At 73.0% G+C, this 25,512-nt stretch carries 23 protein-coding genes, 1 tRNA gene and 1 pseudogene; 4 read left to right on the top strand and 21 right to left on the bottom strand.

Features of this window, described 5'->3' with window-relative positions:
- Positions 1 to 51 precede the first annotated feature (51 nt).
- Positions 52 to 136: transfer RNA gene (locus tag BS75_RS24460), tRNA-Tyr, on the bottom strand.
- 222 nt (positions 137 to 358) lie between these two features.
- On the opposite strand from BS75_RS24460, the gene BS75_RS24455 reads away from it, so the two are divergent.
- Together BS75_RS24455 and BS75_RS24450 are read left to right on the top strand one after the other, a co-directional pair.
- The gene (locus tag BS75_RS24455) at positions 359 to 847 is read left to right on the top strand and encodes a YajQ family cyclic di-GMP-binding protein (RefSeq protein WP_034089782.1); all 489 of its coding nucleotides are present in this window, start codon (positions 359 to 361) and stop codon (positions 845 to 847) included.
- A 125-nt stretch (positions 848 to 972) separates the two neighbouring features.
- Positions 973 to 1,467: a GNAT family N-acetyltransferase gene (locus BS75_RS24450; RefSeq protein ID WP_034089781.1), complete on the top strand. Its 495-nt coding sequence runs from the start codon at positions 973 to 975 to the stop codon at positions 1,465 to 1,467.
- 58 nt (positions 1,468 to 1,525) lie between these two features.
- Here BS75_RS24450 and BS75_RS24445 read toward each other — a convergent pair whose 3' ends face one another.
- The 12 genes and pseudogenes from BS75_RS24445 to BS75_RS24395 all read right to left on the bottom strand — a co-directional run bounded on the left by BS75_RS24445 (position 1,526) and on the right by BS75_RS24395 (position 12,998).
- Positions 1,526 to 1,930 (bottom strand): YccF domain-containing protein, encoded by a 405-nt coding sequence (locus BS75_RS24445; protein WP_034089780.1) that lies wholly within the window; start codon positions 1,928 to 1,930, stop codon positions 1,526 to 1,528.
- 84 nt (positions 1,931 to 2,014) lie between these two features.
- Entirely contained in the window at positions 2,015 to 2,878 is an 864-nt protein-coding gene (gene htpX, locus BS75_RS24440) for a zinc metalloprotease HtpX (protein WP_034089779.1), read from the bottom strand.
- Positions 2,879 to 3,024: 146 nt separating this feature from the next.
- Complete coding sequence (locus BS75_RS24435; RefSeq protein WP_034089778.1) at positions 3,025 to 4,560, bottom strand: NADH-quinone oxidoreductase subunit N; 1,536 nt, start codon at positions 4,558 to 4,560, stop codon at positions 3,025 to 3,027.
- A gap of 9 nt (positions 4,561 to 4,569) precedes the next feature.
- The gene (locus tag BS75_RS24430; protein WP_034089777.1) at positions 4,570 to 6,159 is read right to left on the bottom strand and encodes a complex I subunit 4 family protein; all 1,590 of its coding nucleotides are present in this window, start codon (positions 6,157 to 6,159) and stop codon (positions 4,570 to 4,572) included.
- A complete protein-coding gene (locus tag BS75_RS24425; RefSeq protein ID WP_034089776.1) occupies positions 6,156 to 8,285 on the bottom strand; it encodes an NADH-quinone oxidoreductase subunit 5 family protein in 2,130 nt (709 codons plus the stop codon). The genes BS75_RS24430 and BS75_RS24425 overlap by 4 nt, the downstream gene beginning before the upstream one ends.
- A complete protein-coding gene (gene nuoK, locus BS75_RS24420) occupies positions 8,282 to 8,671 on the bottom strand; it encodes an NADH-quinone oxidoreductase subunit NuoK (protein ID WP_034089775.1) in 390 nt (129 codons plus the stop codon). Before nuoK ends, BS75_RS24425 begins: the two co-directional genes overlap by 4 nt.
- Before the next feature lie 5 nt (positions 8,672 to 8,676).
- Entirely contained in the window at positions 8,677 to 9,225 is a 549-nt protein-coding gene (locus tag BS75_RS24415) for an NADH-quinone oxidoreductase subunit J family protein (RefSeq protein WP_034089774.1), read from the bottom strand.
- Positions 9,222 to 9,746 (bottom strand): 4Fe-4S binding protein, encoded by a 525-nt coding sequence (locus BS75_RS24410; protein WP_042437273.1) that lies wholly within the window; start codon positions 9,744 to 9,746, stop codon positions 9,222 to 9,224. The genes BS75_RS24415 and BS75_RS24410 overlap by 4 nt, the downstream gene beginning before the upstream one ends.
- Before the next feature lie 104 nt (positions 9,747 to 9,850).
- Entirely contained in the window at positions 9,851 to 10,813 is a 963-nt protein-coding gene (locus BS75_RS50580; RefSeq protein WP_034093696.1) for a complex I subunit 1/NuoH family protein, read from the bottom strand.
- Positions 10,814 to 11,476: 663 nt separating this feature from the next.
- Positions 11,477 to 11,908: pseudogene (locus BS75_RS52295) on the bottom strand (NADH-quinone oxidoreductase subunit C); the annotation flags it as partial.
- Positions 11,905 to 12,597, bottom strand: coding sequence for an NADH-quinone oxidoreductase subunit B (locus BS75_RS24400; protein ID WP_034089773.1), 693 nt, complete (start codon positions 12,595 to 12,597; stop codon positions 11,905 to 11,907). The pseudogene BS75_RS52295 and the gene BS75_RS24400, both read right to left, overlap by 4 nt.
- Positions 12,588 to 12,998 (bottom strand): NADH-quinone oxidoreductase subunit A, encoded by a 411-nt coding sequence (locus tag BS75_RS24395; protein ID WP_042440065.1) that lies wholly within the window; start codon positions 12,996 to 12,998, stop codon positions 12,588 to 12,590. The genes BS75_RS24400 and BS75_RS24395 overlap by 10 nt, the downstream gene beginning before the upstream one ends.
- Before the next feature lie 355 nt (positions 12,999 to 13,353).
- Between BS75_RS24395 and BS75_RS24390 the strand changes: the two genes are divergently transcribed.
- Together BS75_RS24390 and BS75_RS24385 are read left to right on the top strand one after the other, a co-directional pair.
- On the top strand, positions 13,354 to 14,544 hold the full coding sequence (locus tag BS75_RS24390; protein ID WP_042440064.1) for a sensor histidine kinase: 1,191 nt from the start codon (positions 13,354 to 13,356) through the stop codon (positions 14,542 to 14,544).
- Between the two features lie 124 nt (positions 14,545 to 14,668).
- The gene (locus BS75_RS24385; protein ID WP_034093694.1) at positions 14,669 to 15,376 is read left to right on the top strand and encodes a sensor domain-containing protein; all 708 of its coding nucleotides are present in this window, start codon (positions 14,669 to 14,671) and stop codon (positions 15,374 to 15,376) included.
- Between the two features lie 82 nt (positions 15,377 to 15,458).
- Here the strand turns inward: BS75_RS24385 and BS75_RS24380 are convergent, their stop codons facing one another.
- From BS75_RS24380 to BS75_RS24345, 8 genes are all read right to left on the bottom strand, one after another.
- Entirely contained in the window at positions 15,459 to 17,198 is a 1,740-nt protein-coding gene (locus BS75_RS24380; protein ID WP_034089771.1) for an N-acyl-D-amino-acid deacylase family protein, read from the bottom strand.
- A gap of 140 nt (positions 17,199 to 17,338) precedes the next feature.
- Positions 17,339 to 18,463, bottom strand: coding sequence for an LLM class flavin-dependent oxidoreductase (locus BS75_RS24375; RefSeq protein ID WP_034089770.1), 1,125 nt, complete (start codon positions 18,461 to 18,463; stop codon positions 17,339 to 17,341).
- Between the two features lie 121 nt (positions 18,464 to 18,584).
- Positions 18,585 to 19,409: an SDR family NAD(P)-dependent oxidoreductase gene (locus tag BS75_RS24370; RefSeq protein ID WP_034089769.1), complete on the bottom strand. Its 825-nt coding sequence runs from the start codon at positions 19,407 to 19,409 to the stop codon at positions 18,585 to 18,587.
- Positions 19,410 to 19,515: 106 nt separating this feature from the next.
- Positions 19,516 to 20,451: a TIGR03619 family F420-dependent LLM class oxidoreductase gene (locus tag BS75_RS24365; RefSeq protein WP_034089768.1), complete on the bottom strand. Its 936-nt coding sequence runs from the start codon at positions 20,449 to 20,451 to the stop codon at positions 19,516 to 19,518.
- Positions 20,444 to 21,673, bottom strand: a complete 1,230-nt coding sequence (locus tag BS75_RS24360) for an amidohydrolase family protein (RefSeq protein WP_034089767.1) — start codon at positions 21,671 to 21,673, stop codon at positions 20,444 to 20,446. Before BS75_RS24360 ends, BS75_RS24365 begins: the two co-directional genes overlap by 8 nt.
- Before the next feature lie 206 nt (positions 21,674 to 21,879).
- Positions 21,880 to 22,974, bottom strand: a complete 1,095-nt coding sequence (locus tag BS75_RS24355; protein ID WP_034089766.1) for a S1C family serine protease — start codon at positions 22,972 to 22,974, stop codon at positions 21,880 to 21,882.
- Positions 22,975 to 23,089: 115 nt separating this feature from the next.
- A complete protein-coding gene (locus tag BS75_RS49460; protein ID WP_034093693.1) occupies positions 23,090 to 23,710 on the bottom strand; it encodes a SurA N-terminal domain-containing protein in 621 nt (206 codons plus the stop codon).
- 107 nt (positions 23,711 to 23,817) lie between these two features.
- On the bottom strand, positions 23,818 to 25,482 hold the full coding sequence (locus tag BS75_RS24345) for a serine/threonine-protein kinase (protein ID WP_269330721.1): 1,665 nt from the start codon (positions 25,480 to 25,482) through the stop codon (positions 23,818 to 23,820).
- Positions 25,483 to 25,512: the final 30 nt, after the last annotated feature.

Here is a 25,512-nt window from a genome sequence, read left to right as displayed (position 1 = left end):
ATGCAGAAAGGCCCTCCGACTGCAGTGCAGTCGGAGGGCCTCCGCTTTCCCTGGTGGCGGGTGAAGGGTTCGAACCTTCGAAGGCAGAGCCGGCAGATTTACAGTCTGCTCCCTTTGGCCACTCGGGCAACCCGCCAGGGATCGTCTCGCGGTCTCCCGTTCGACGAGGTAAACAATACCCGATCGCAGGGGGTGCTCCGCCACTCGGTTGATCGGCGGGTTCCTCGGGATCGCCGGCCCCTGCGCGAGGAGGAGGGCGGCCGCGGGTCGCGGTGGATAGGCTGGGGCGGTGGCTGTCCCTTGTCCGGGACGGCCGGCATCCACCGTGTCGTAGCACCGTCAAGGAGACTCACTGATCATGGCCGACTCCAGTTTCGACATCGTCTCGAAGGTCGAGCGGCAGGAGGTCGACAACGCGCTCAACCAGGCCGCTCGCGAGCTGACCACCCGTTTCGACTTCAAGAACGTCGGCGCCGCCATCGAGTGGTCCGGCGAGAAGATCGAGATGCGGGCCAACTCGGAGGACCGGGTCAACGCGATCCTCGATGTCTTCCAGACCAAGCTGGTCAAGCGCGGCATCTCGCTGAAGTCCCTGGACGCCGGCGAGCCGCAGCTCTCCGGCAAGGAGTACAAGATCTTCGCGACCATCGAGGAGGGCATCTCGCAGGAGAACGCCAAGAAGGTCGCCAAGATCATCCGCGATGAGGGCCCCAAGGGTGTCAAGGCCCAGGTCCAGGGCGACGAGCTGCGCGTCACCTCCAAGAGCCGGGACGACCTCCAGGCGATCCAGGCCCTGGTCAAGGGCAAGGACCTGGACTTCGCCGTCCAGTTCGTCAACTACCGCTGACCCTGCGCCCCGCGCGGCGGGGACGGGGGTACGGCGACCAGGGGCACCATCCGGGCACGGGCCCGGATGGTGCCCCTCGGCACGGGCGGACGGAATCCGCCGGGGCCCACTGGCATCATCGGTGGATGGCTTTCCGCATCACCGAACTGACCGCCGAGCACGCCGAGCAGGTGCTCGCCGTCTACCAGTCGGGCATCGACGAGGGCAATGCGACGTTCGAGACCTGCGCGCCCTCCTGGGCAGCCTTCGACGCCGGCCGGTTGCCCGGGCACCGCCTGGTCGCGCTGGACGAGGACGGCACCGTGCTGGGCTGGGCCGCGGTCGCCGCGGTGTCCGCCCGCAGCGTGTACGCCGGGGTGGTCGAGCACTCCGTCTACGTCCACCCGCGGGCCCGGGGCCGGGGTGTCGGCTCGGCCCTGCTGGCCGAGCTGGTCCGGTCCACCGAGGCGGCCGGGATCTGGACCGTGCAGTCGGGCATCTTCCCGGAGAACACCGCCAGCCTGGCGCTGCACGAGCGGGCCGGGTTCCGGGTGGTCGGCGTCCGGTCCCGGGTCGGCCGGCACCACGGGGTGTGGCGGGACGTGGTCCTGGTGGAGCGGCGCAGCCCGGTGGTGGAGTGAGCCCGCTCCACCCGGGCCCGCTCCACCGGGCCCCGCTCCACCGGGCCGGGGCGGAGCCTCAGAGGCGGACGCCGAAGGGCTGGTCGGTCGGGACCACCTCGCGGCCGAGCGGCATCAGCGAGATCGGGATCAGCTTGAGGTTGGCCCAGGCGAACGGGATGCCGATGATCGTCACGGCGAGGGCGATGCTGGTGACGAGGTGCCCCAGGGCCAGCCACCAGCCGGCGAAGACCAGCCAGATGACGTTGCCCACGCAGGAGGGCGCCCCGGCGTCCGGCCTCTCGCGGGTGGTGCGGCCGAACGGCCACAGCACGTACCCGGCGATCCGGAACGAGGCGATGCCGAAGGGGATGGTGACGATCAGGATGCAGCAGATGATCCCGGCGACCACATAGCCGAGCGCCATCCACAGCCCGCAGAGGATCAGCCAGATGACGTTCAGGACAAAGTTGACCACACTCATGTTCGTCTTCCTCCCGTGCACCGCATTCGGGCCCCTGCGGACGAGTCTGCCACCGTATTCCTGGGGACGAACGTCGGCGCGACCTCAGTTCCGGTATCCGGCCAGCCGCTCCAGCCGGGCGATCCGCTCGGCCATCGGGGGGTGGGTCGAGAACAGCCGCGAGCCCGCCTCGCCCCGGCGGAACGGGTTCGTGATCATCATGTGGCAGGTCGCCCGGAGCTGCGGCTCCGGCGGCAGCGGCAGCCGTCGGGCCCCGGCGTCGAGCTTGCGCAGCGCGTCGGCCAGGGCCATCGGGTCGCCGGTGAGCCGGGCGGCGGAGGCGTCGGCCGCGTACTCGCGGGAGCGTCCGACAGCCAGCTTGATCATGGTCGCCGCGAACGGGCCCAGCACCATCAGCAGCAGGATGCCCAACAGGCCGGGGCCGTCCTCGTCCTCGCTCCGGCCGTCCGGGATCAGCCAGGCGAAGTTGGCGAGGAACATGACCGCCGAGGCCAGCGAGCCGGCGACCGAGGAGATCAGGATGTCGCGGTTGTGGACGTGGGAGAGCTCGTGGGCGAGGACGGCGCGCAGCTCCCGCTCGTCCAGGATGTCGAAGATGCCACGGGTGCAGCAGACGGCCGCGTTCCGCGGGTTGCGCCCGGTGGCGAAGGCGTTCGGGGCCAGCGTGGGCGAGATGTAGAGCCGGGGCATGGGCTGCCGGGCGGAGGTGGAGAGCTCGCGGACGATCCGGTACAGCCAGGGGGCCTCGAACTCGCTCACCGGACGGGCCCGCATCGCCCGCAGCGCGAGCTTGTCACTGTTCCAGTAGGCGAAGCCGTTGGTCCCCAGCGCCACCGCCAGGCCCAGCAGCACCCCGGTGCGCCCCCAGAAGCTGCCGATCACGATGATCAGCGCAGACAGGCCGCCCAGGAGTGCGGCAGTCTGCAGACCGTTGTGCCGGCGGTGCACGGAAGCCCTCCAGAACGAGCGATGGGGGGATGTCTTTCACAGCCCATTCGACTCGTCCAACGGCCGGGGCGGACCTCCTGGTTCCCCGGCGCCCGCCGTCGCGCCCGCCCCGGCGCGCGCCGGGGCGGAGCCGTACCCGCCGCAGGTCAGCCGAACAGCGAGGCCGTCGTCACCTGGAGCACCAGCTGCGGGGCGACGGAGAGGACCACGCCGATGGCTGCGGCGACGCCCAGGCAGAGGGCGAGCGGCAGCGGCAGCGGCGACCCGGCGCCGGAGGCGTCGGCCGCTGCTCCGTCCGGGGCGGGCTGGAAGATCTTCGCGGTCCAGGCCAGGTAGTAGTAGAGGGCGACGACCACGTTCACCGCCATCACCACGGCCAGCCAGCCGAGTCCGGAGTCGACGGCGGCCCGGAAGACCACGACCTTGCCGAAGAGCCCGATCACGCCGGGCGGCAGCCCGGCCAGGCAGAGCAGGAAGAAGGCCAGGGCCAGCGCGGTCGCCGGGCGGGCCGCGAACAGTCCCCGGTAGTCGTCCACCCGGCCCGCCACGAAGGCCACCACGGCGAAGGCGCCGAGGTTGACCACCCCGTAGATCAGCGCGTACGCGACCGTCGCCCCGAGCGGGTCGCGGGTGCTGTGCCCGTAACCGGCGGCGGCGATCGGCACCAGCAGGTAGCCGGCCTGGGCGATCGACGACCAGGCCAGCAGCCGGACCGCGCTGTGCGGGGTGTCCGGGCGCTGGCGCAGGGCGGCGGCGTTGCCGACGGTCATGGTGACCGCCGCGACCACGGCCAGGCCCAGCCCCCAGGTTCGGCCGTACGGGTGGAAGCCGAGGACGGCGATCAGGGCCAGGCCGGAGATCCCGGCGGCCTTGCCGACCACGGAGAGGTATCCGGCCACCGGGACCGGGGCGCCGGTGTAGGTGTCGGGCACCCAGAAGTGGAAGGGCACGGCCGCCGTCTTGAAGGCGAAGCCCACCAGGGTGAGCACCGCCCCGGCCATGGCCAGCGCCTTCAGCTGGCCGGGGACGTGCGGCAGCGCGGCGGCGATCCGGGTCAGGTACATGCTGCCGGTCGCGGCGTAGACGAAGCTGACGCCGAGCAGCGTCACCGCGGTCGCCGCGACCGAGGAGAGGAAGAACTTCAGCGCGGCCTCGCCGCCGCGTCCGTCCCGGCGCAGCGCGACCAGCGCGAAGGCCGGCAGCGAGGCGACCTCCAGCGCGACGACCAGCGTGGCCAGGTCGCGGGCGGCGGGCAGCAGCGCGGCCCCGGCGGCGGAGCTCAGCAGCAGGAACCAGAACTCCCCTCGCGGCAGTTCGTCCTGCTCGACCGAGAACAGCGAGAGCAGGGCGACCAGCAGCGCGCCGCCGAGCACCAGCAGCTGGAACAGCAGGGCGAAGTGGTCGGCGACATAGGAGCAGTCGGCGTTGTCAGTGGTGCCCGCTACGGTCTTGAGGCAGAAGGCGGCATGGCGGCCGGACCACAGTGAGGCCAGTGAGGCCAGGGCGACGACCAGGCCGCCGACCGAGACCCAGCCGAGCAGCGGCTTGCGCGGCAGCGGCAGGAACAGGTCGCCGACCAGGACGGCGAGAGCGACGACGGCGGGGATGACCGGCGGGGCGATCGCATGCCAGTCGACCGACTGGATCAGCGATCCGGCCCCGGCGACGGCGAGGTTGGTCATGGCCATGGCTCAGTGGCCTCCGAGAAGTGCCGTGACGGCGGGGTTGCTGAGGCCGAGGAGCGCGGCCGGCCAGAGCCCGGCGAGGACGATGAGGGCGACCAGCGGTGCCCAGGCTGCGAACTCGTAGGTCTGGACGTCGGCGGGGCGCGGGGCGGTCGCGTCGAGGTGTCGGCTGCGCGGGTCGCCCATGCAGACCCGGCGGACGACGCTCAGCAGGTAGCCGGCGGTGAGCAGGGTGCCGAGTCCGGCGAGGGCCATGAAGACCAGGTAGGCGGGGCGGGAGAGCCCCGCCGCAGGATGGAAGGAGCCGAACATGGCCAGCAGTTCGCCCCAGAAGCCGGCCAGTCCGGGCAGCCCGAGACTGGCGACGGCGGCGAAGGCGAGGAGCCCGCCGAGGTGGGGGACGCGTCCGTACAGCGCCGCGCCGCTGTCGGCGTCCGCCCCCTTTCCGGCCCCGGCCAGGAGGTCGAGGTCGGCGGTGCCGTAGCGGTCCTTGACCGCGCCGACCAGGAAGAAGAGCAGGCCGGTGACCAGGCCGTGGGCGACGTTGGCGAAGAGCGCGCCGTTGACCCCGGTCGCGGTGAGGGTCGCGATGCCCAGCAGGACGAAGCCCATGTGACCGACGGAGGAGTAGGCGATGAGCCGCTTGAGGTCGCCCCCGGCGCCGGGGCGGACCAGGGCGAGGCAGGCCAGCGAGCCGTAGAGGATGCCGGCCACGGCGAAGGCCGCGAGGTACGGCGCGAGCGTCGCCATGCCCCCGGGCGCGGAGGGGAGGAGGACCCGGACGAAACCGTAGGTGCCCATCTTCAGCAGCACCCCGGCCAGCAGCACCGAGCCGGTGGTCGGCGCCGCCGTGTGGGCGTCGGGCAGCCAGCTGTGGAAGGGCCACATCGGCGCCTTGACGGCCAGTCCGAGCCCGATCGCGAGGACCACCAGGACCTGGGTGCCGTGCGAGAGCCCGGCGCCGTGGCGGTGGGCCAGCACGGTCATGTCGAAGGTGCCGGACTTGAGGCCGAGCAGCAGCAGGCCCAGCAGCATGATCGCGGAGCCGAGCAGGGTGTAGAGGATGAAACGGGTCGCGGCCGGTCCCCGGTTCGCGCCGCCCCAGCGGGCGATCAGGAAGTACATGGGGATCAGCACGACCTCGAAGGCCAGGAAGAACAGGATCAGGTCGAGGACGGCGAAGGTGCCGAGCATGCCCGTTTCGAGCAGCAGCAGCAGGCCGGTGTAGGCACGGGGGCTGGGGGTGCCCGGTCCGTCCGGGAGCCGGCGCAGGGAGTGGACCGCGCAGAGGAAGGTGAGCAGAGCCGTGAGCAGCAGCAGCGGAAGCGAGATCCCGTCCACGCCGAGGTGCAGTCGGACGCCGATCGCCGGGATCCAGGCGATGTCGGTGACGGCCTGCATCCGGGCGGAGTGTCCGCGGTCGAAGCCGACGCCGAGGACGATCGCCAGGAGCAGGTCGAGTCCGGTGACGACCGCGCCGAACCACAGGGCCCGCCGTCCGGCAGGCTCGGGCTCGCGGCCGAACAGGCCGGGGGCGAGGGTGAGCGCGGAGCCGAGCAGCGGCAGCAGGATCAGGGCGGCCAGGACGGCGTTCATCGGAGGGCCTCCACGAGGACGGCGAGGACGACGGCCCCGGCGAGCATGGCGCTCAGGTAGCTCTGGACGTTGCCGTTCTGGGCCCGGCGGACGGCCCGACCCAGCAGCCGGGGCGCCCCGGCGGCCCCGGCCAGGTAGGTCTCGATGACGTCCCGGTCGAGGAACCGGACCAGGCTCGCCGCGCCGAGGACGGGACGGACGAACACCGCCCGGTAGAGCCGGTCGACGCCGAAGCCTTCGCTGGCCGGACCGAGCAGCGGCCCGAGCAGCAGCCGGGCCGGATCGGGGGCGAGGTGGGCCGCTCGGGCGGCGTCGTCGGCCTCGGCCAGGGCCTGGTCCAGCGTGAGGCCGGGGACGTCGGCGAGGTCGGCGGCGGCCTGGTCGGGGTGGGCCGCGGTGGCGGCGGGGCGGGTGGCCCCGGCCAGTTCGTGGGCGGCCCGGGCGGCTCGGGCCGCGCCGCCGGGCGCGGCGGGCGCGGGTGCCGCCAGCGCGTCCGCGACCAGCGCGGTGGCACGGCGCCAGGCCAGGTAGGCGACCAGGACCCCGGCCAGCGCGACGCAGGCGCCGAGGATCGCGGTGGTGCCGGAGGGGACGAGTGACGTCCCGTCGAGGAAGGAGGGCAGCCAGCTGCCGCGCAGTCCGACCAGGCCGAGGGCGACGGCCGGGACGGCCAGCAGCCAGAGCGGCCAGCGCATGGCGTGCGGCTCGTCGCCGCCCGGCAGCGCCACCTGGGCCGGGCGGCCGGCGGTGGTGCGCGGCGTCGGCGCGTGGAAGGTCAGCAGCCACAGCCGGGTCGCGTACGCGGCGGTCAGCAGTCCGGTGACGAGTCCGGCGACCAGGACGATCCAGCCGACGGCGTGCGGCACGGCGCTCGCCGGGCCGAGGCCGCCGGTGAGGGCGTCACCGTGGGTGGCGTCCTCGGCGGCGGTGAGGACCGCGTCCTTGCTGAAGAAGCCGGAGAAGGGAGGGATGCCCGCGAGTGCCAGCAGACCGATCGTCATCGTCCAGTAGGCGTCGGGGACCCGGCGGCGCAGGTCGCTCATCCGGGACATGGCGGTGAGCGAGTTGGTGTGGGCGGCGTGGATCACCACGCCGGCGGCGAGGAACAGCAGGGCCTTGAACGCACCGTGGGTGAGCAGGTGGAAGACGGCCGCGTCGCGGTCGCCGACCGCGAGCGCGCCGGCCATGTAGCCGAGCTGGCCGACCGTCGAGTAGGCGAGGACCCGCTTGATGTCGTCCTGGGCGAAGGCGCACAGGGCCGAGCCGACCATGGTCACCGCGGCCATGACGCCGAGCACGACCAGGGCGGCCGAGGAGAGGAGGAAGACCGGGAGCAGCCGGGCCACCAGGTAGATGCCGGCCGCGACCATGGTCGCGGCGTGGATCAGCGCCGAGACCGGGGTGGGACCGGCCATCGCGTCCGGGAGCCAGGTGTGCAGCGGGAACTGCGCGGACTTGCCGGCCACGCCGCAGAGCAGCAGCAGGGCGACGACGGTCGGGTGGTGGATCCGCCCCTCGCCGGCGGCCTGGAGCACGCCGCTGATCCGGAACGTCCCGGCGGCGGAGCCGAGGGCGAGGATGCCGAACAGGAAGGGGACGTCGCCGAGCTTGGTGACCAGGAACGCCTTGATCGAGGCGGAGCGCGCGTCCGCCGTCTCCCAGTGGTGGCCGACCAGGAAGTAGGAGCAGATGCCCATGATCTCCCAGCCGACCAGCAGCACCACCAGGTCGCCCGAGTAGAGGACCAGGAACATCGCGGCGGTGAACAGCGAGACCAGCGCGGCGTAGGAGGGGTAGCGGGGGTCGTTCCGCAGGTACGCGGTCGAGTAGATCTGCACGCAGGTCGCGACCACCCCGACCAGCACGGCGAGCAGGGTGGCGAAGCCGTCGAGGTGGATCGAGAGCTCGACCGGGACGCTGCCGGTGGGCGTGAGTTCGGTGGCGGCGTCGAGGTGCCGGCCGGTGCCGAGGTCGGCGGCGACCACCACCGCTAGCACGGCGGCGGCGAGGGTCGGCAGCACGGCCAGCGGCCGGACCAGGCCGGGGGCGCGGTGCCCGGCGGCCAGCCCGGCCAGCGAGCCGAGGAAGGGGAGCAGCGGGACGAGGACCGCCAGCGTGAGCGTCATGCGGCGGTGGCCTTCCCCTGGGGAGCGGCGGCGGCGCCGCTCTTCGTGGGACTGTCAGTGGCGGATGCGATGCTGTCGGCACCCTCGGCGAGGGTGCGGAGCCGGTCGACGTCGGCGGTGCCGTGGGTGCGGAAGACCATGAGGACGATGGCCAGGCCGAGGCCGATCTCGGCGGCGGCGATGGTGATGGTGAAGAGGGTGAGCGCCTGGCCGGCGTGCAGGGTGTCGCGCAGCCAGACGTCGAAGGCCACCAGGTTGAGGTTGACGGCGTTGAGCATCAGCTCGACGGACATCAGCACCAGCACGGCGTTGCGGCGCGCGAGTACTCCGTAGAGGCCGACGCAGAACAGCAGGGCGGCGAGGACCGCGGGATAGACGAGATGCACCCCGGTCAGCGCTCCTCTCGGTGACGGCGCGAGATGACGACGGCTCCGACGAGCGCGGCGAGCAGCAGCACGGACAGCGCCTCGAAGGGCAGGACCCAGTAGCGGAACAGGGTGGAGCCGTTGGCCCGGGTGCTGCCGTCACCGACGGCGAGGTCGATCCAGGTGCAGCGGAAGGCGTCGACGACGAGGGTGACCAGGGTCGCGGCGGCGGCGACGGCCACGCCGAGGGCGACCCAGCGGTTGCCCGAGTCGGCGTCGGCCGAGATCCCGATGGGCGCCTTGGTGAGCATCAGCCCGAAGAGGACCAGGACGACGACCGAGCCGAGGTAGATCAGGACCTGCACCCAGGCGATGAACTCGGCGGTGAGCAGGAGGTATTCGATGGCGAGTCCGCCGAGGGCGACGACCAGCCACAGGGCGGCGTGGACCAGCTGCCGGGTGGTCACCGTGAGCAGGGCCGCGCCGAGGACGGCGAGGCCGACCAGGACGAAGACGATCTCGACGCCGCCGGGTGTGAGGAAGGAGTGCCCCTGGGAACTGAGGGTGCCGGTCACCGGCCGGTCTCCTCTCCGGTCGCGGCGTCGGGTGCCGCAGGCGCGGCCGCCGCCTCGGCCGCCGCCAGCTTGTCGGCGGCCTTGCGGGCGGCGGCGATCTCCTTGGGGGGCTCGGCGGCCGGGTCCAGCGCGGGCGGGGCCGGGACCGTCCACATCCACTCGCGGAGCCGGTCCCGCTCGTGGGTGAGTTCGAGGATGTCCGTCTCGGCGTACTCGAACTCCGGGGACCAGAACAGCGCGTCGAAGGGGCAGACCTCGATGCAGATGCCGCAGTACATGCAAAGCGAGAAGTCGATGGCGAAGCGGTCCAGCACATTGCGGGTGCGGGCCCGGGCGTTGGGGTCGACCGCCGGCAGGGTCTCCTTGTGCGAGTCGATGTAGATGCACCAGTCGGGGCACTCGCGCGCACAGAGCATGCACACCGTGCAGTTCTCCTCCAGCAGCCCGATGACGCCCCGTGAACGCGGCGGCAGCTCGGGCTGGACCTCGGGGTACTGCTGGGTGACGGCGCGTCGGGTCATGGTCCGCAGGGTCACCGCGAGGCCCTTGGCCAGGCCACGCCCGGGGAAGCCGGCCCGGGAGGGACCGTGGTCGTGCTGCGCGGATCCGCCGGGAAGGGGAGCCACTAGGAGATCACCACCTTGACGATGCCGGTGAGGGCGAGCTGGGCGAGGGACAGCGGGACCAGCACGGTCCAGGCGAAGCGCATCAGCTGGTCCTCGCGCAGCCGGGGGTAGGTGACCCGCAGCCAGATCACCACGAAGGCGAGCGCGAACGTCTTCACCAGCGTCCACAGCCAGCCCAGGTCCGCCGACAGCGGGCCGTGCCAGCCGCCCAGGAACAGCACGGAGGTGAGCGCGCAGAGGACGAGGATGCCCGCGTACTCGGACAGCAGGAACAGGGCGAACCGCAGGCCGGTGTACTCGGTGTAGGCGCCGAAGATGATCTCGGAGTCGGCGATCGGCATGTCGAAGGGCGGACGCTGCAACTCGGCCAGCCCGGCGGTGAAGAACACGAACCCGCCGACGATCTGCCACGGCACCCACCACCAGTGGAACGCGCCCATGATCCCGGTCAGCGACACCGTCCCGGCGGCCATGGCCACCGAGGCGGCGGCGAGCAGCATCGGCAGCTCGTACGCCAGCAGCTGCGCGGCGGTGCGGATGCCGCCGAGGAGGGAGAACTTGTTGGCGGACGCCCAACCGGCCATCAGCGAGCCGAGCACGCCGATGCCCATCACGGCCAGCACGAAGAACAGCCCGGCGTCGACCGACTCGCCGACGAGGCCGCCCGGACCGAGCGGGATCGCGATCAGCACCACCAGGTAGGGCAGCAGCGCGACGGCGGGTGCGAGCTGGAAGACCCGGCGGTCGGCGCCCTCGGGGACGATGTCCTCCTTCTGCGCGAACTTCGTCCCGTCGGCGATGAGCTGCGCCCAGCCGTGGAAGCCACCCGCGTACATGGGGCCGAGCCGGCCCTGCATATGGGCCATGACCTTGTGCTCGGTCTGACCGATGACCAGCGGGACGACCAGGAAGACCACCAGGATCACCACGCAGCGGAGCAGCGCTTCCAGCGCGGTGGTCATGCGTCGTCTCCTGTCGGCGGTTCGGCTGCGGGGTCCGGGTCCGGTGTCGGCTCGGGCGCGGGCTTCGGTGCGGGCGCGGGCTTCGGCTCGCGCTCGGGCTTCGGTGCGGGCGCGGGCTCGGGCTTCGGTGCGGGCGCAGGGCCCGGCTCCGGCGCAGGGTCCGGCGTGGGCGTGGGCGTGGCGGCTACCTGCCAGGGCGCGTCGGGGGTGGGCCGGGCGGGGCGGTCGACCGAGGGGGTGGCCGGGGGCGCGGGTGTCTCGGCAGGAGCGGTGGGTGCCTGGCTGGCCGAGCCCTGGTCGACGCTCCGGTTGCGGCGCGGCCGGTCCGCACGGACCGGGCGCTCGCCCGCGCCCGCCGCAGCCGCCGGAGCGGGGGCGCCGCGCCGGGGGTCGCCGCAGCGGCCGTCGCCGCCCGGGGCCGCGGGCCGCCCCGCGCGCGGGGCGCTCGGGCACCGGCGGGAGGGTGCCGGCCAGCGGTCCCCACTCGTTCGGGTCGGGGACCCCCGGCGGCAGCATCCGTCGGCGCGCGGTGGTCGCCGCGGCGTCGGCGCCGTAGTCGCTCTCCCCCGGCTCCTTCGCCCCCGGCCAGGCCTTGGCGACCCGCGCCGCGAGCACGAACTCCTTGCGCAGCGGGTGTCCTTCGAAGCCCTCGGGCAGCAGCAGCAGGTCCAGGCCCGGGTGACCGGTGAAGTCGATGCCGAACATCTCGTGGGTCTCGCGCTCGTGCCAGGCCGCGCCCGCGTACACGCCGGTCGCGGTCGGCAGCGCCGCCGCGTCGCGGGCGACGCGGGTGCGCAGCAGCAGGCGGCGCAGCTCGCCGCCGGTCCCGACCGCGGCCAGGTGCGCGCAGACCGAGAAGCCGTCGGCCAGTTCGTCGACGGCGCTGAGCCAGTCGAAGTAGGCGAGGCCGAGGCCGTCCCTGGCCGTGGTCAGCGCGTCGATCCAGTGCTCCGCCGGGACATCGACGGTGAGCAGCGCGAACGCCTCCGATCCGGTCGCCCACGGCCCGATCGCGGCAGCGGTGCGGGCCGCACCCGACTCGGCCCCGGGGCCGTCGCCGACAGGCGTCCCGGCGGGGGTCTCGGCAGTGCTCACTTCTCGGTGCCTTCCGCCGCCCCGGGCCCCGCCACCAGCGGGCGCTTGAGCGCGCCGACTGCCGGTCGGGCCGGGTACTGGTCCGCCAGCGACTCCCCGGCGATCTTCTCCTGGAGCTTGAGGATGCCCTGGAGCAGCGCCTCGGGCCGCGGCGGGCAGCCGGGGACGTAGACGTCCACCGGGATGATCTGGTCGACGCCCTTGGTGACGGAGTAGGAGTCCCAGTACGGGCCGCCGGAGTTGGAACAGGCGCCGAAGGAGATGACGTACTTGGGCTCGGGCATCTGCTCGTAGAGGCGCTTGACGGCCGGGGCCATCTTGTCGGTCACCGTGCCCGAGACGATCATCAGGTCGGCCTGGCGCGGGCCCGGCGCGAACGGGATCACACCCATCCGGATGAAGTCGTGCTTGGCCATCGACGCCGCGATGAACTCGATGGCGCAGCAGGCCAGTCCGAAGTTGAAGCACCACAGGCTGTAGCGCCGCCCCCAGTTGAGGACGAGCTTCACCGGGTCCGGCGCGAGCCGGGCCAGCGGGCCGAGGCGGCGCGGCTCCAGTGCCCCGGAGCCGGCTCCGGGGCGGGCCGGGTCGGGAAGCCCCAGCGGCACGGGTGCTCCGGGCGCGGCGGCGTCGCCGTGCGAGTGGCCGTGCGAGTGGGAGGGCGACTGCGGGCGGGGGGTCACGTCCATTCCAGGACGCCCTTCTTCCAGGCGTAGAGCAGGCCGACGGCGAGGAAGCCGATGAAGACGAACATCTCGATCAGCGTCCCCGCGCCGAACCCCGGAGCGGCGAAGACGGTGGCCCAGGGGAAGAGGTAGATGGCGTCCACCGCGAAGATCACATACAGGAACGTGTAGATGTAGTAGCGGATCTGGGTCTGTGCCCAGCCCTCGCCGACCGGGTCCACCCCGCACTCGTAGGCGAGCAGCTTCTCCGGGGTGGGCGCGTAGGGGCGCAGCAGCCGGTTCGAGGCGAACGCCACGGTCACGAAGAGGACGCCGACCACGGCCAGCAGTCCGACGACGGAGTAGACGTGGAAGTATCCGGACTGCTGCGGTGCGGTGGCCGCCGCTGCCGCCAGTGCCTCCATGCTCCGCGCCTCCGGTCCGTGCCTCTGTCCGTTCCTGACGTTCTTTACGCACGGGAGTCTAGGTCCACGGGGCTCGGCGGTGTGCACGGCACCCGTCCCCCGGGATGCCGCGCCGCCCGTGCGTACCCGCACGGCGGGCGCCCGGCAACCGCACAGCGGACGCACGGCGTCCACCGAGCGGCGACCCGGCGCGGAGCCGGTGCGGGCGCCGCGGGATGCGGGAGGGTGGGGTTAACCCCCCTACCGGTCGACCGACGCACCCCATCGTCACCCGGGGCCGCGACCGGCAGGCTGGTGTCATCAGATCCGAGGCCCCCGTACCAGCGAACGGCCCGACTACCCGAGGATGGATCCCATGCGACACGACAGCGCTCTGCCCGTGGGACGACCGGCCTACAACGGTCAGATGTGGCGCGAGGTCGCCTTCCAGCTGACGGCGCTACCGCTGGGGATCCTCGGTTTCACGGTCACCGTGACCGGCCTGTCGATGGGCCTCGGACTGCTGGTCACCGTCGCCGGGCTGTGGGTGCTGGCCGTTTCGCTGGCGGCGGTCAGCGCCCTCGGCTCCCTCGAACGGGGTCTGGCCCGGTCGCTGCTCGGCCTGGACATCGCCGAGCCGGAGTCCGTGGTGCCGGTCCGCGACCCGGACGCCGGGCTCTGGCGGAAGACCCTGGGCGTGCTCTCCGACGGCCTGGCCTGGCGCTCCGCCCTCTACATGGTGCTGAAGCTGCCGTGGGGCATCTTCACCTTCACGGTCACCGTGGTCTCGGTGGCGGTGCTGTGGCCGCTGCTGCCGTGGATCGTGCGCGGGCTGGCGACGGTGGACCGGCTGCTGATCGGCGCGCTGCTGGCCCCGTCGGAGCTGACCGAGCGGGTCCGCGAACTGGAGGACGACCGGGGCACCGTGGTCGACACCGCCGCCGCCGACCTGCGCCGGATCGAGCGGGATCTGCACGACGGGGCGCAGGCCCGGCTGGTCGCCCTGGCGATGGACCTCGGCCTGGCCAAGGAGAAGCTGACCGAGGACCCGGAGACGGCGGCGAAGATGGTCGCCGACGCCCACGGCGAGGTGAAGCTCGCCCTCCAGGAACTGCGCGACCTCGCCCGGGGCATCCACCCCGCCGTGTTGACGGACCGTGGGCTGGACGCCGCGCTCTCGTCGGTCGCGACCCGCTGCACCGTCCCCGGCGGGGTCAGGGTCAACGCGGACCTGCCCGGCGGCTCGGACCGGGCCTCGCGCCCGGACCCGGCGGTCGAGGGCATCGCCTACTTCACCGTCAGCGAGCTGCTCACCAATATCTCCAAGCACTCCCGGGCCAGGACCGCGACGGTGGACGCCTGGCGTTCCGAGGACCGGCTGATGCTGACGGTCGGCGACGACGGCCAGGGCGGCGCGACCGAGCGCCCCGGCGGCGGACTGGCCGGACTGGCCGAGCGCGTCCGCTCGGTCGACGGGGTGTTCGTCGTCGACAGCCCGGTGGGCGGCCCGACCACGGTGACCGTGGAACTGCCCTGGCACACCCGGGGCGAGCGCGCCCGCGCCTGACGACCGAGCCCCGCCCGACCAGCACCGCCCACCGCCCCGCACCGAAGCGCGACCGCGACCGCGACCGCTGCCGGGGCCGACCACGCACGAGCCGACGAGGGGGACCACGATGAGGGGCCAGGTCATGGACAGCACCGACCGGGGATACGACGACGAGGGCTGGGAGTACCCGGCCCGGCGGCCTGCGGCCCGGCCGCAGCACGCCCCCGGCTTCCTCAGCGCCCCCTTCTCCGCCCGCACCTGGCGCGAGACCCTGCAGGGGCTGCTCAACCTGCCGCTCGGGGTCATCGGCTTCTGCTTCTTCGTCCCGCTGTTCACCGCGAGCCTGCCGCTGATGTTCACCTTCCTGGGGTTCCCGGTCCTGGCCGCCGCCCTGCGCGGCGTCCGCGGGCTCGGTGCGGCGGAGCGCGCCTGCGCGGCGTCCCTGCTCGGCATGGAGGTGGAGCCGCCGGCACCGCTGCACCCGGCCCGGCCCGGGATCTCGGCCTGGATCCGCGCCGTACTGCTGAACGGCGCGTCCTGGCGGAGCGCCCTCTACCAGCTGCTGATGCTCCCGTTCGGCATCTTCTCCGCCGTCCTGCTGACGACGCTGTGGGCGCTCGCCCTCCAGGCCGCCAGCTACCCGCTCTGGCAGTGGGTCTTCCCCACCTACGTCGGCCAACCGGGGATGCAGCTCTACACCGACGACAACCACACCCACTACCTCGCCGGCACTCCCATGATCGCCGGATACTGCGCCCTCGGCATCGTGCTGGTGTTCCTGACGCCGTGGGTGGCGCACGGCCTGGCCACCGTCCAGCGGGCGCTGGTGCGCGGGCTGCTCTCCCGCTGACCCGCGCCCGCCGCCGCGCGGCTCAGCGGGTGGCGGCTCAACGGGTGGCGGCTCAGCGGGTGGCGGCTCAACGGGTGGCGGCTCAGCGGGTGGTGACCGTCCTGGTGTCGCGGCCCGACCGCAGGATCGTGCCCGCGACCGCCCCGCTCAGCTTGTCGTCCCGGACCGTCTCCACCCCGTTGACCCGGACGCTGACCACGCCCTCGGCCCGGGAGTCGAGCCGGGGGCTGTCCCCGGGCAGGTCGTGGACCAGCACCGCCGGACCGGCGTCGATCCGCTCCGGGTCGAACAGCACCAGGTCGGCGTGGTTGCCGACGGCGACGGTGCCCCGACCGCGCAGTCCGAACAGCTCCGCCGGGTCCGAGGTCAGCATCCGGACCGCCTGCTCCAGCGGCACCAGCCGGCGCCGCCGCAGGCAGTCGCCGAGGAACCGGGTGGTGTACGGGGCGCCGCACATCCGGTCCAGGTGGGCACCGGCGTCCGAGCCGCCGAGCATCACGTCCGGGTGGGACCAGGTCTCGCGGCGCAGCTCCCAGCTGGCCGGGTCGTTGTCGGGGGGCATCGGCCAGAGCACGGTCCGCAGCCCGTCGGCGGAGCAGATCTCCACCAGCGTCGCGAACGGGTCCTGTCCCCGCTCGGCGGCGATGTCGCGGACGACCCGGCCGGAGAGCCCTTCGTTGGCGGCCGAGTAGGTGTCGCCGATGACGTAGCGGCCGAAGTCGGCGAGCCGGCGGAACACGCCGGCCTCCGGGCTGTCGGCCCGGCGCAGCATCTCCGCCCGGACGTCGGGGTCGGCCAGCCTGGCGATCCGCTCCGGCACCGGCAGGCCGAGCACCTCGCCCCAGCCGGGGATCAGGTTGAGCGCGCAGAAGGTGCCCAGGCTCATGTTCATCGGCGTCAGGATCGGCATGGTCAGCGCGACGATCCGGCCCCCGGCCGCCCGCGCCCGCGCGGACGCCGACAGCTGGCGCGGCACCCGGTCCGGCACCGAGGCGTCGATGGTCAGCACGTTCCAGTTGACGGCCCGTCCGGCGGCGGCGGACATGTCGACCAGCAGGTCGATCTCCTCGTCCGCGAACTTGTCCAGGCAGCCGGCCACGATCGCCTCGATCTGCGTCCCCGGGTGCTCCCCGACCGCGCGGCAGAGCGCGACCAGCTCGTTCCGGTCGGCGTGGCGGGAGGCGACGGGCCGGCCGTCGCCGTCCGAGTGGGTGGAGGACTGGGTGGTGGAGAGCCCCCACGCGCCCTCCGCCATCGACTGCTTGAGCAGCGCGACCATCGCCGCCAACTGCTCGGGCGTGGCCCGGCCGCCGATGGCCTCCGGGCCCATGACGTGGCGGCGCAGGGCGCAGTGGCCGACCATGAAACCGGCGTTGACGGCGGTCCGGCCCTCCAGCGCGGCCAGGTAATCGCCGAAGGAGGACCAGCCCCAGGGGACGCCCTCCTCCAGCGCCGCCAGCGACATCCCCTCGACCCGGCACATCATCCGCCGGGTGTAGTCGGCGTCGGCCGGGCGGTCCGGGTTGAGCGGGGCGAGGGTGAAGCCGCAGTTGCCGCCGGCCACGGTGGTGACCCCGTGGCCGAGCGAGGGCGTGGCGAAGGGGTCCCAGAACAGCTGGGCGTCGTAGTGGGTGTGCGGGTCGACGAAGCCCGGCGTGAGCACCAGGCCGTCCGCGTCCTCGGTGGAGCGGGCGGTCTCGGTGCAGCCGCCCGCCTCGGTGATCACGGCGATCCGCCCCTCGCGCAGCCCGACGTCGGCCGGGCGGGAGGGGGCGCCGGTGCCGTCGACCAGCGTCGCGCCCCGGATGACATGGTCCAGCATGGTCGGTCCCTCCGGTGGTGGGTCAGAAATGGGCAGAGGTCGGCAGGAGCAGGGCGGGTACGGGTCGCGGCCCCGTACCCCCACCAGGAGGCGGAGCCGGGTACCCGCCCCGGCGGCTGCGGCCGCGGCCGCCGCGACCGCTACTGCACGGCCTGGCGGAAACGGGTGGTGCGGTGCACCGGGTCGGTGTCGATCTTCGGGATGACGTGCTCACCGATCAGCCGGATGGTGTCGGCGGTGGCCTCCGGCGGGATGCCGATGGGCAGGCCGAAGACCAGCTGGTCGGCGCCGGCCGACTCCCAGCGCTTGCACTGCCGCAGCACCTCGTCGGGGTCGCCGCAGATCATCAGCTCTTCCTGGATCAGCAGGTCGATCAGCTCCTCGCTGTACTCCGGCAGCAGCTCCGGCCAGACCGGGATGCCCTCGGGGCGCGGGAAGGTGTCGTGGTAGCGGAAGAGCAGCGACTGGAGGTAGTTGAGCCCGCCGTTGACGGCGATCCGGCGCGCCTCGCGGCTGGTCTCGGCGCAGATCGCGGTCGAGGTGACCATCACGTTGTCGTTGACGAACGCGCCGACCGGCTCGGCCTCGCGGACGGCGTTCTTGTAGGAGTTGACCACCCACTCCATGTCGGAGATCTTCTGGACGCTGAACCCGAGCACGCCCAGGCCCTTGCGCGCCGCCATCTCGTAGGAGGCCGGGCTGCCTGCCGCGTACCACATGGCCGGGTGGGCCTTGCCGTAGGGCTTGGGCAGGATCTTGCGCGGCGGCAGCGACCAGTGCTTGCCCTGGAAGCCCTGGTACTCCTCCTGGAGCCACATCTTGGGGAACTCCCCGATGGTCTCCTCCCAGATCTCCTTGGTGCCGTTCATGTCGGTGAGCTCCGGCATGAAGCCGAGGATCTCGTGGCTGCCGGCGCCGCGCCCGCTGCCGAACTCGAAGCGCCCGCCGGAGAGGTGGTCGAGCATGGCGACCCGCTCGGCGACCTTGACCGGGTGGTTGACCTTGGCCAGCGGGTTGAAGATCCCGGAGCCGAGGTGGATCCGCTCGGTGGCGTGGGTGAGGTAGCCGATCACCACGTCGTTGGCGGAGATGTGCGAGTACTCCTCCAGGAAGTGGTGCTCGGTGATCCAGGCGTACTTGAAGCCCGCCTTGTCCGCCTGGACGACGTAGTCCATCTCCTCCATCAGGGCATGGTGCTCGGCCTGCGGGTCGATCCGGGAGCGACTCTTGGGCACATAGCCCTGAATGAAGATGCCGAACTCCATCGTTCCACCGTCCTGCCTGTCGGGTTCCGCCTGTGACTTCGACCAAATCTGACGGTCCATCAGATATAGGCCGACTCTCGCACCGCCCCGCAGGGCAGTCAATAGTTGATGGTGCGTCAGATCAGTCGGTGGAGACGCCGGCCGTCCAGCCGCCGTCCGCGACGATCGACTGGCCGGTGATGTACGAGGAGTCCTCGCTGCTGAGGAACAGCGCCAGCCGAGCCATCTCCTCGGGCCGGCCGATCCGCCCCAGGGGCACCACCCGTGCGTAGAGTTCGGCGACCGCCGCCGACAGCGCGGCCGCGGCCTCCGGCCGCATCGTCCGGGGCCGCCCGTCGCTGCTCCGGGCGGTGACCGGGTCGGTCATCGGGGTGTCCACCGCGCCGGGGCAGATCGCGTTCACCCTGATCCCCTTGGCTGCCAGCTCCAGCGCCGCCACCCGGGTCATGCTGAGGATCGCACCCTTGCTCGCCGCGTAGGCGGTCAGCAGCGCCATCCCCGACTGCGCGGTGTAGGAGGCGGTGTTGACGATGGTGCCGCCGCCGGCGGCCTCGATGGCCGGGGCGGCGGCACGCATCCCCAGGAAGCAGCCGACCTGGTTGACCCGCACCACCAGCAGGTACTCCTCCAGCGGGGTGGACACCAGCTCGTTGAAGCGCAGGATCCCGGCGTTGTTCACCAGCCCGTCGAGCTTGCCGTAGGCCCCGACCGCCGCCTCGACCGCCGCCGCCCAGTCGTCCTCGTCGCCGACGTCGAGGTGCTGGTAGCGGACCCGGCCGTCCCCGAAGGCCCGGGCCAACTCCTTGGCCAGCGCCTCGCCCTGGTCGTCCAGCACATCGGCGATGACCACCTGTGCGCCCTCGGCGGCGAACAGCCGCGCCTCCTGCTCCCCCTGACCCCGGGCGGCCCCGGTGACCAGGAACGTGCGACCGTCGAGCTTGGACATGTCGGGACTCCCTCTCTTCAGGTGTTCGGCTCTGCGGTGTTCGGCTCTGCGGTGCTCGGCTCTGCGGTGCTCGGCTCTGCGGTGCTCCGCCCTGCGGGCTCTCGGCTCAGGAGCGCACCAGCGGCAGTACGTCCGTGGCGACGGCTTCGAGCTGCTCCAGGTACTCGGCCAGGCTGCGGCTGCGCGGGCGCAGTTGCAGATGGGTGACGCCGAGGGCGCCGTAGGCGCTGAGCGCCTCCGCCAGCCGCTCGGGCTTGCCGGTCAGCGCGTGCCGACCGGTGTCCCAGCCCGGCTCGCCGACGTAGAGCGCCGGCGGGATGGCGTTGACGGCGAACGGCCCACTGCGCCCCGACTGCTCGCGGACATCTGCGATCAGCCGGAGTTGCGCTGACAGATCACCGACTCTGTCACCCTGGGAGAGCCACCCCTCTCCCAGCCGCGCCGCCCGGCGCACGGCGGCGGGCGAGGAGCCGCCGACCCAGATCGGCGGCCGAGGCCGCTGCACCGGACGCGGGCTGACGGCGAGCCCGGAGAAGGGGAACCGGGGTCCGGGGTGCTCGGGGTACTCGTCCGTCAGCGCCGTCGCCAGCGCCTGCACCGTCTCGTCGAGGATCGCCCCGCGCCGGTGGAAGTCCACCCCCAGCGCCTCGAACTCCTCCGGCACATGTCCCGCGCCCACGCCCAGCAGCAGCCGTCCGCCGCTGAGCAGGTCCAGCGTGGCGTACTGCTTGGCCGAGAGCAGCGGGTGCCGCAGCGGGGCGACCGCGACGTGCGACAGCAGCCGGGTGCGGGTGGTCAGCGCGGCCAGCCAGCCCAGGGTGGACACCGGGTCGTACCAGGTCGCCCCCATCGCCCCGGCCAGCCGGCGCGGAATGGCGACGTGGTCGCAGCAGGCGACGTAGGCGTAGCCGAGCCGGTCGGCGGCCTGCGCCGCCTGCGCCAGCTCGGCCGGCCCGGCCTCGGTCTCCCAGTGCTCGCAGTAGATGGTGCTCTGCGACTGCACCGGCAGCTGGATGCCGAACCGGAGCCCTGCCTCAGCCATGTGCGTACCCCTTCCACAGCCCCTCCGGGGTCAGGTCGAGCAGCTTGATCGCGTTGCCGCGCACCAACTGCTCGATGACCTCCGGCTGCAGGTGGCCCATCTGCTCCTCGGCGACCTCGCGGCTCCGGGGCCAGGTCGAGTCGGAGTGCGGGTAGTCGGTCTCGTAGAGGACGTTGGCCGCGCCGATCGCATCCAGGTTGCGGACGCCGTGCGGGTCGTCGAAGAAGCAGCCGTAGATGTGCTCGGCGAACAGCTCGCTGGGACGGGTCAGCACCTTGTCGGCGACGCCGCCCCAGGCCGCGTTCTCCTCCCAGACCACGTCGGCACGGGTGAGGATGTACGGGATCCAGCCGATCTGGCCCTCGGCATACATGATCTTCAGTCCGGGGAAGCGGTCGAACTTGCCGCTCATCAGCCAGTCGACCATGGAGAAGCAGCAGTTGGCGAAGGTGATGGTGGAGCCCACGGCCGGGGGCGCGTCGGCGGAGGTCGAGGGCATCCGGGAGGAGGAGCCGATGTGCATCGCGATCACGGTCCCGGTCTCCTCGCAGGCGCGGAGGAAGGGGTCCCAGGCGTCGGTGTGGATGCTCGGCAGGCCGAGGTGCGGGGGTATCTCGCTGAAGCAGACGGCGCGCACGCCGAGTGCGGCGGTCCGGCGCACCTCGGCGGCGGCCAGCTCGGCGTCCCAGAGCGGGACGATGGCCAGCGGGATCATCCGGCCCCGGGCCTGCGGGCCGCACCACTCCTCGACCATCCAGTCGTTGTAGGCGCGGACGCAGAGCAGCCCCAGCTCGCGGTCCTTGGCCTCGGTGAAGGTCTGGCCGCAGAAGCGCGGAAAGGTCGGGAAGCACAGGGCGGACTGGACGTGGTTGAGGTCCATGTCGGCCAGCCGTTCGGGGATCGAGAACGAGCCGGGGCGCATCTGCTCGTAGGTGATCGCCTCCAGCCGCACCTCCTCGCGCGGATAGCCGACGGCGGTGTCGAGCCGGGTCAGCGGACGGTGCAGGTCCTCGTAGACCCACCAGTCGGCGACGGTGCCGGCCGTGCCGGGGGCGCCCATCACCGGGGCGAAGCGGCCGCCGACGAAGGTCATCTCGGCGAGCGGGGCGCGGACGATGCGGGGGCCGGACGCGCGGAACTTCTGGGGCAGGCGGTCCTGCCAGACATGAGCGGGTTCGACGGTGTGGTCGTCCACCGAGATGATCCAGGGGAAGCTCTCCATGCCGGTCAGGCTACCGCCGATCTGACGGTCCGTCAGGAGTGTGCGCAGCGCCGAATCCGCAGGGGCCCGGCGCCGGGGAACGGGCGACGCCCCGGCGCGCCAGGAGGGCGCGCCGGGGCGTCGACGGTCCGGCGCCGACAGGCAGCGAAGTCGCCGGAGGGAGGGCAGGTGGTTCATTGGCCCCGGACTCGGCGGAGTCCGAGGGGTCAGAGCGTGCCGAGGGTGACGTTGGTGGCCGTGGTCACCGTGCCCTGGTGGTAGGTGACCGGGACCTGCTGCCCCGGCCGCAGCGTCGCCAGCACCTCGCCGAGCTGCACCGAGCTGGTCACGGTGGTACTGCCGATCTTGGTGATCACGTCCCCGGGCTGGATGCCGGCCTTCGCTGCCGGACCCCCGGCGGTGACCGAGACCACGCCCGCCCCGGTCTCCGCCCCGGAGCCCGAGTTGTCGGCCAGCACGGTGCGGGTGGAGATGCCCAGGGCGGCGCGGCCGGAGTCGACCACCTTGCCGTCCTTGATCATCTGATCGGCCAGGTTGGTCACCGTCGAGGCGGGGATCGCGAAGCCGATGCCGGGAGCCTGTCCGCCGCCCTCGCCGGAGTCGGTCGCCGCCAGGGTGTTGATGCCGACGATCTGGTTGGACAGGTTGACCAGCGCCCCGCCGCTGTTGCCCGGGTTGATCGCGGCCGAGGTCTGCACCATGTTGGGGATGGTCGCCCCGGCGGAGTCCGCCGTCCTGGGCTCGGAGACGGTCCGGCCGACGGCCGACACGATTCCCTGGGTGACACTGCTGGACAGCCCGAGCGGGTTGCCCATGGCCAGCACGATCTGCCCGACCGCGACCTTGGAGCTGTCCGCGAAGACCGCCGGGCGCAACCCCGGGGGCGGGCTGGTCAGCTTGATCACCGCGAGGTCGTTGGCCGGGTAGGAGTAGACCAGGGTCGCGGCCAGCGGCGAGGAGCTGCCCGCCAGGGTCACCTGGAAGGTGGTCGCACCGCCGACGACGTGGGCATTGGTGACGATGTCGCCCTTGTTGTCGTAGACGATGCCGGAGCCGAGGCTGTCACCTGCGGTGATCTGCACCACCGAGGGCAGCACCCCCGCGACCGTCTGCTCGTACTGGGTCTGCAGGTCGCTGCTGACGCTCGGGGCCGGGGTCGCCCCGGAGCCGGTCGCCGAGGCGGACGAGACCGAGGCCGAGGAGCCGCCGCTGCTGCAGCCGGCCGTCGCGGCGAGCAGTACGCCCGCCAGGACGGGCAGCGTCAGGGCGCGCAACGGACGGCGGAAAGCAGCGGACTCCATGGGCACGACCTTCGCCTGTCGGGATCAACCGAGGAATATGAACCAATTGTCCATTTTGCCCAGTTGATTCCCCGGCAGGCGCGCGGAACTCACCCGCACTACCCCTCGACGGCGGTCACGCCTTCAGCCACGGCTCCGCAGGGGCGCCCAGGGCCAGCTTGCCCGCGTTCCAGACCCCGTACCGGGGGTTGACCTGGACGCCCAGCCGGTCCGCCGACGCGGTCAGGATCTGCTGCAGCTCGGCGCCGGCCTGGCTGGACGAGGGGTCGACCCCGGCCTGCGTCAGCAGGCCGATCTCACCCGCCCGCATCCGGTAGAACATGTCCATGCTGCTCGGGGCCAGCGCCAGCTGCGAGACGAAGGCTGCCTGCAGCGCCTGCACTCCCCCGGCCTGCGCCGCATCGGACGCCTCCGCCTGCTGGACCTGGCCCTCGGTCACCGTCAGCCCATGGTCCGCCACCGTCTGCTGGACGACCTGCGCCAGCACCAGCCACTGCAGGGTCTGCGCGGGCACCGAGGCCGGCTCCGCCGCGCCGGTGCTCCCCGCCAGCGCCGCCCGGTAGGCCGTGACCTCCGACTGCAGTGTGGCCACGTTGATCCGCTGATCGCCCACCACCGCCGCGGCGCCGGGGTGCGCTGCCCCGGCCGCGCAGCCCGACAGGGCGACGGCCGCGAGGAAGGTGACGGCCGCAGCGGCGGTCCGGCGGTGGCTACGGCTGTGACGACGGCGGTTCACAAGGCCTCCTGGCAGTGACGGCGCTGCGGCTGCTGAGCACGCACGCTGCTGACGATACGTCTGATCACTTGTCCGAGAGGGAGAATAGGCGCGCAGGAGCGCCACTGTCACCAGGTCGGCGGCGGCGGACCGAAACCCGCAGGCGGCTGCCCCGGCGCGGCGGAGCGCAGCCCGTCCAGCACCCGGCGCAGCTCGACCACCCGGGGGTGGTGCGGCCCGTACTCGCGCTCCAGCTCCAGCCAGAGGTCGATCAGCAGCCGCTGCGCCGCCGCCGGATCCCCCGTCCGGGCCAGCAGTTCGCCGATCCGCCGCCGCACCCGGAACACCCGCTCCGGATCGGTCGGCAGCCCCTCGGCCCGGCGTCGCTCGTAGCCGGCCAGCACCGCCCGGTACTCCGCCAGCGCGGACACCGGCTCCCCGGCCGGTTCCAGGCACTCCGCCGCCTGGAACCACCACTCCAGCGCCGCCGCGTCCGTCCGGCCGCCCGACCCGGCCTCGGCCTCGGCCTCGGCCAGCGAGCGGTACTCCTCGTACGCGCGGCGGAACTGCCCGTCCCGCACCAGCAGCAGCGCCTGGAAGCGCTGCAGCTGGTGCACCTCCGGGTCGGCAGCGCCGCGTTCCGCCACCGCCCTCGGCAGCGAGGACGCCAGCAGCTCCGCCGCCTCGCCGAAGCGCCCGGACACCGACAGCTCCGAGGCCAGCGCCGCCGCCTCCGCCGGATCCGGACCGGTGACCCGTGCCGCTGCAACCGCGTCCCGGGCCGGGGCCTGGGACGGGGACGGAGCCTGGGACGGGGCCTGGGACGGCGGCGGCGCGGACGGGTGCCGGAACGGGCGCGCCGGGTCCGGCAGCGCCGACCGTCGCAGCGCCGCCGCCGCGTCGTCGCTGGACCGGGGCAGCAGCGGCAGCAGCAGCCGGTAGACCTCCTGTGCGGACCCCGGGCGCCCGGCCGGATCCTTCGCCAGCAGCAGCGCCAGCAACCGCTCCAGCTCGACCGGGACGTCCGGACGCAGCTCCCGCACCGGCCTCGGCGCGGTCCGCACATGCTGGTCCATCACCGCCAGCGGCGTCGGCCCGCGGAACGGCGCCTCGCCGGTCAGCACCGCGTACAGGGTGCAGCCCAGCGAGTAGAGGTCGCTGCGGGCGTCGGACTCGCCGGTGAGCGCCTGCTCGGGGGCCATGTAGGCGGGCGTGCCGAGCGGGTGGCCGGTGCGGGTGAGGGTGCTCAGCTCCGGCTCGAAGGCCGAGGCGATGCCCAGGTCGAGCAGCACCACCCGCCCGTCCGGACGCACCATCACATTGCTGGGCTTGAGGTCCCGGTGGACCACCGGTACGGCGTGGACGACCGCGAGCGCCGCGCACAGCTGCGCCGCGACCGCGACCGCCGTCTCGCCGGACAGCCGGTCGCTCTCGGCGATCAGGTCCGCCAGCGGCAGGCCCTCGACCAGCTGCATCACCAGGTAGTGGTGCCGTCCCTCGGTCCCCGCGTCGAAGACCGTGACCAGCCCGGGGTGGTCCAGCCGGGCCGTCACCCGGCACTCCCGGGCGAACCTGGCCTGTTGGTCGGCCAGGTCGAGCGAGCCGGTCACCGGCTGCCCGTCGGTGGCGGCGGCGACGAAGTCGTCCCGGAGCAGCTTCACCGCGACCTGGCGGCCGAGCCGCAGGTCGGTGCCCTGCCAGACCTGGCCCATCCCGCCCCGGCCGATCAGCGAGTCCAGCCGGTAGCGTCCGCCCACGACCCGCTCGGCCGCAGCGGGCTGTGCCCCGCTCACCGGCGGCCCCCGCCGGCGCCCGGCTCGCGC

The organism is Streptacidiphilus albus JL83 (genome assembly GCF_000744705.1).
GTDB classification, from domain to species: Bacteria; Actinomycetota; Actinomycetes; order Streptomycetales; family Streptomycetaceae; genus Streptacidiphilus; species Streptacidiphilus albus.
Note: the sequence above shows the minus strand (reverse complement) of the source record. Positions and strands in the feature narration are given on the sequence as shown.

Excerpts from the sequence above, each read along its gene's own strand:
- BS75_RS24455 (WP_034089782.1), top strand. The coding sequence starts at position 359 with ATGGCCGACTCCAGTTTCGACATCGTCTCGAAGGTCGAGCGGCAGGAG.
- BS75_RS24450 (WP_034089781.1), top strand. The coding sequence starts at position 973 with ATGGCTTTCCGCATCACCGAACTGACCGCCGAGCACGCCGAGCAGGTG.
- BS75_RS24445 (WP_034089780.1), bottom strand. The coding sequence starts at position 1,930 with ATGAGTGTGGTCAACTTTGTCCTGAACGTCATCTGGCTGATCCTCTGC.
- BS75_RS24435 (WP_034089778.1), bottom strand. The coding sequence starts at position 4,560 with ATGACCAACCTCGCCGTCGCCGGGGCCGGATCGCTGATCCAGTCGGTC.
- BS75_RS24430 (WP_034089777.1), bottom strand. The coding sequence starts at position 6,159 with ATGAACGCCGTCCTGGCCGCCCTGATCCTGCTGCCGCTGCTCGGCTCC.
- BS75_RS24425 (WP_034089776.1), bottom strand. The coding sequence starts at position 8,285 with ATGACGCTCACGCTGGCGGTCCTCGTCCCGCTGCTCCCCTTCCTCGGC.
- BS75_RS24410 (WP_042437273.1), bottom strand. The coding sequence starts at position 9,746 with ATGACCCGACGCGCCGTCACCCAGCAGTACCCCGAGGTCCAGCCCGAG.
- BS75_RS50580 (WP_034093696.1), bottom strand. The coding sequence starts at position 10,813 with ATGACCACCGCGCTGGAAGCGCTGCTCCGCTGCGTGGTGATCCTGGTG.
- BS75_RS24400 (WP_034089773.1), bottom strand. The coding sequence starts at position 12,597 with ATGGACGTGACCCCCCGCCCGCAGTCGCCCTCCCACTCGCACGGCCAC.
- BS75_RS24395 (WP_042440065.1), bottom strand. The coding sequence starts at position 12,998 with ATGGAGGCACTGGCGGCAGCGGCGGCCACCGCACCGCAGCAGTCCGGA.
- BS75_RS24390 (WP_042440064.1), top strand. The coding sequence starts at position 13,354 with ATGCGACACGACAGCGCTCTGCCCGTGGGACGACCGGCCTACAACGGT.
- BS75_RS24385 (WP_034093694.1), top strand. The coding sequence starts at position 14,669 with ATGGACAGCACCGACCGGGGATACGACGACGAGGGCTGGGAGTACCCG.
- BS75_RS24380 (WP_034089771.1), bottom strand. The coding sequence starts at position 17,198 with ATGCTGGACCATGTCATCCGGGGCGCGACGCTGGTCGACGGCACCGGC.
- BS75_RS24375 (WP_034089770.1), bottom strand. The coding sequence starts at position 18,463 with ATGGAGTTCGGCATCTTCATTCAGGGCTATGTGCCCAAGAGTCGCTCC.
- BS75_RS24370 (WP_034089769.1), bottom strand. The coding sequence starts at position 19,409 with ATGTCCAAGCTCGACGGTCGCACGTTCCTGGTCACCGGGGCCGCCCGG.
- BS75_RS24365 (WP_034089768.1), bottom strand. The coding sequence starts at position 20,451 with ATGGCTGAGGCAGGGCTCCGGTTCGGCATCCAGCTGCCGGTGCAGTCG.
- BS75_RS24360 (WP_034089767.1), bottom strand. The coding sequence starts at position 21,673 with ATGGAGAGCTTCCCCTGGATCATCTCGGTGGACGACCACACCGTCGAA.
- BS75_RS24355 (WP_034089766.1), bottom strand. The coding sequence starts at position 22,974 with ATGGAGTCCGCTGCTTTCCGCCGTCCGTTGCGCGCCCTGACGCTGCCC.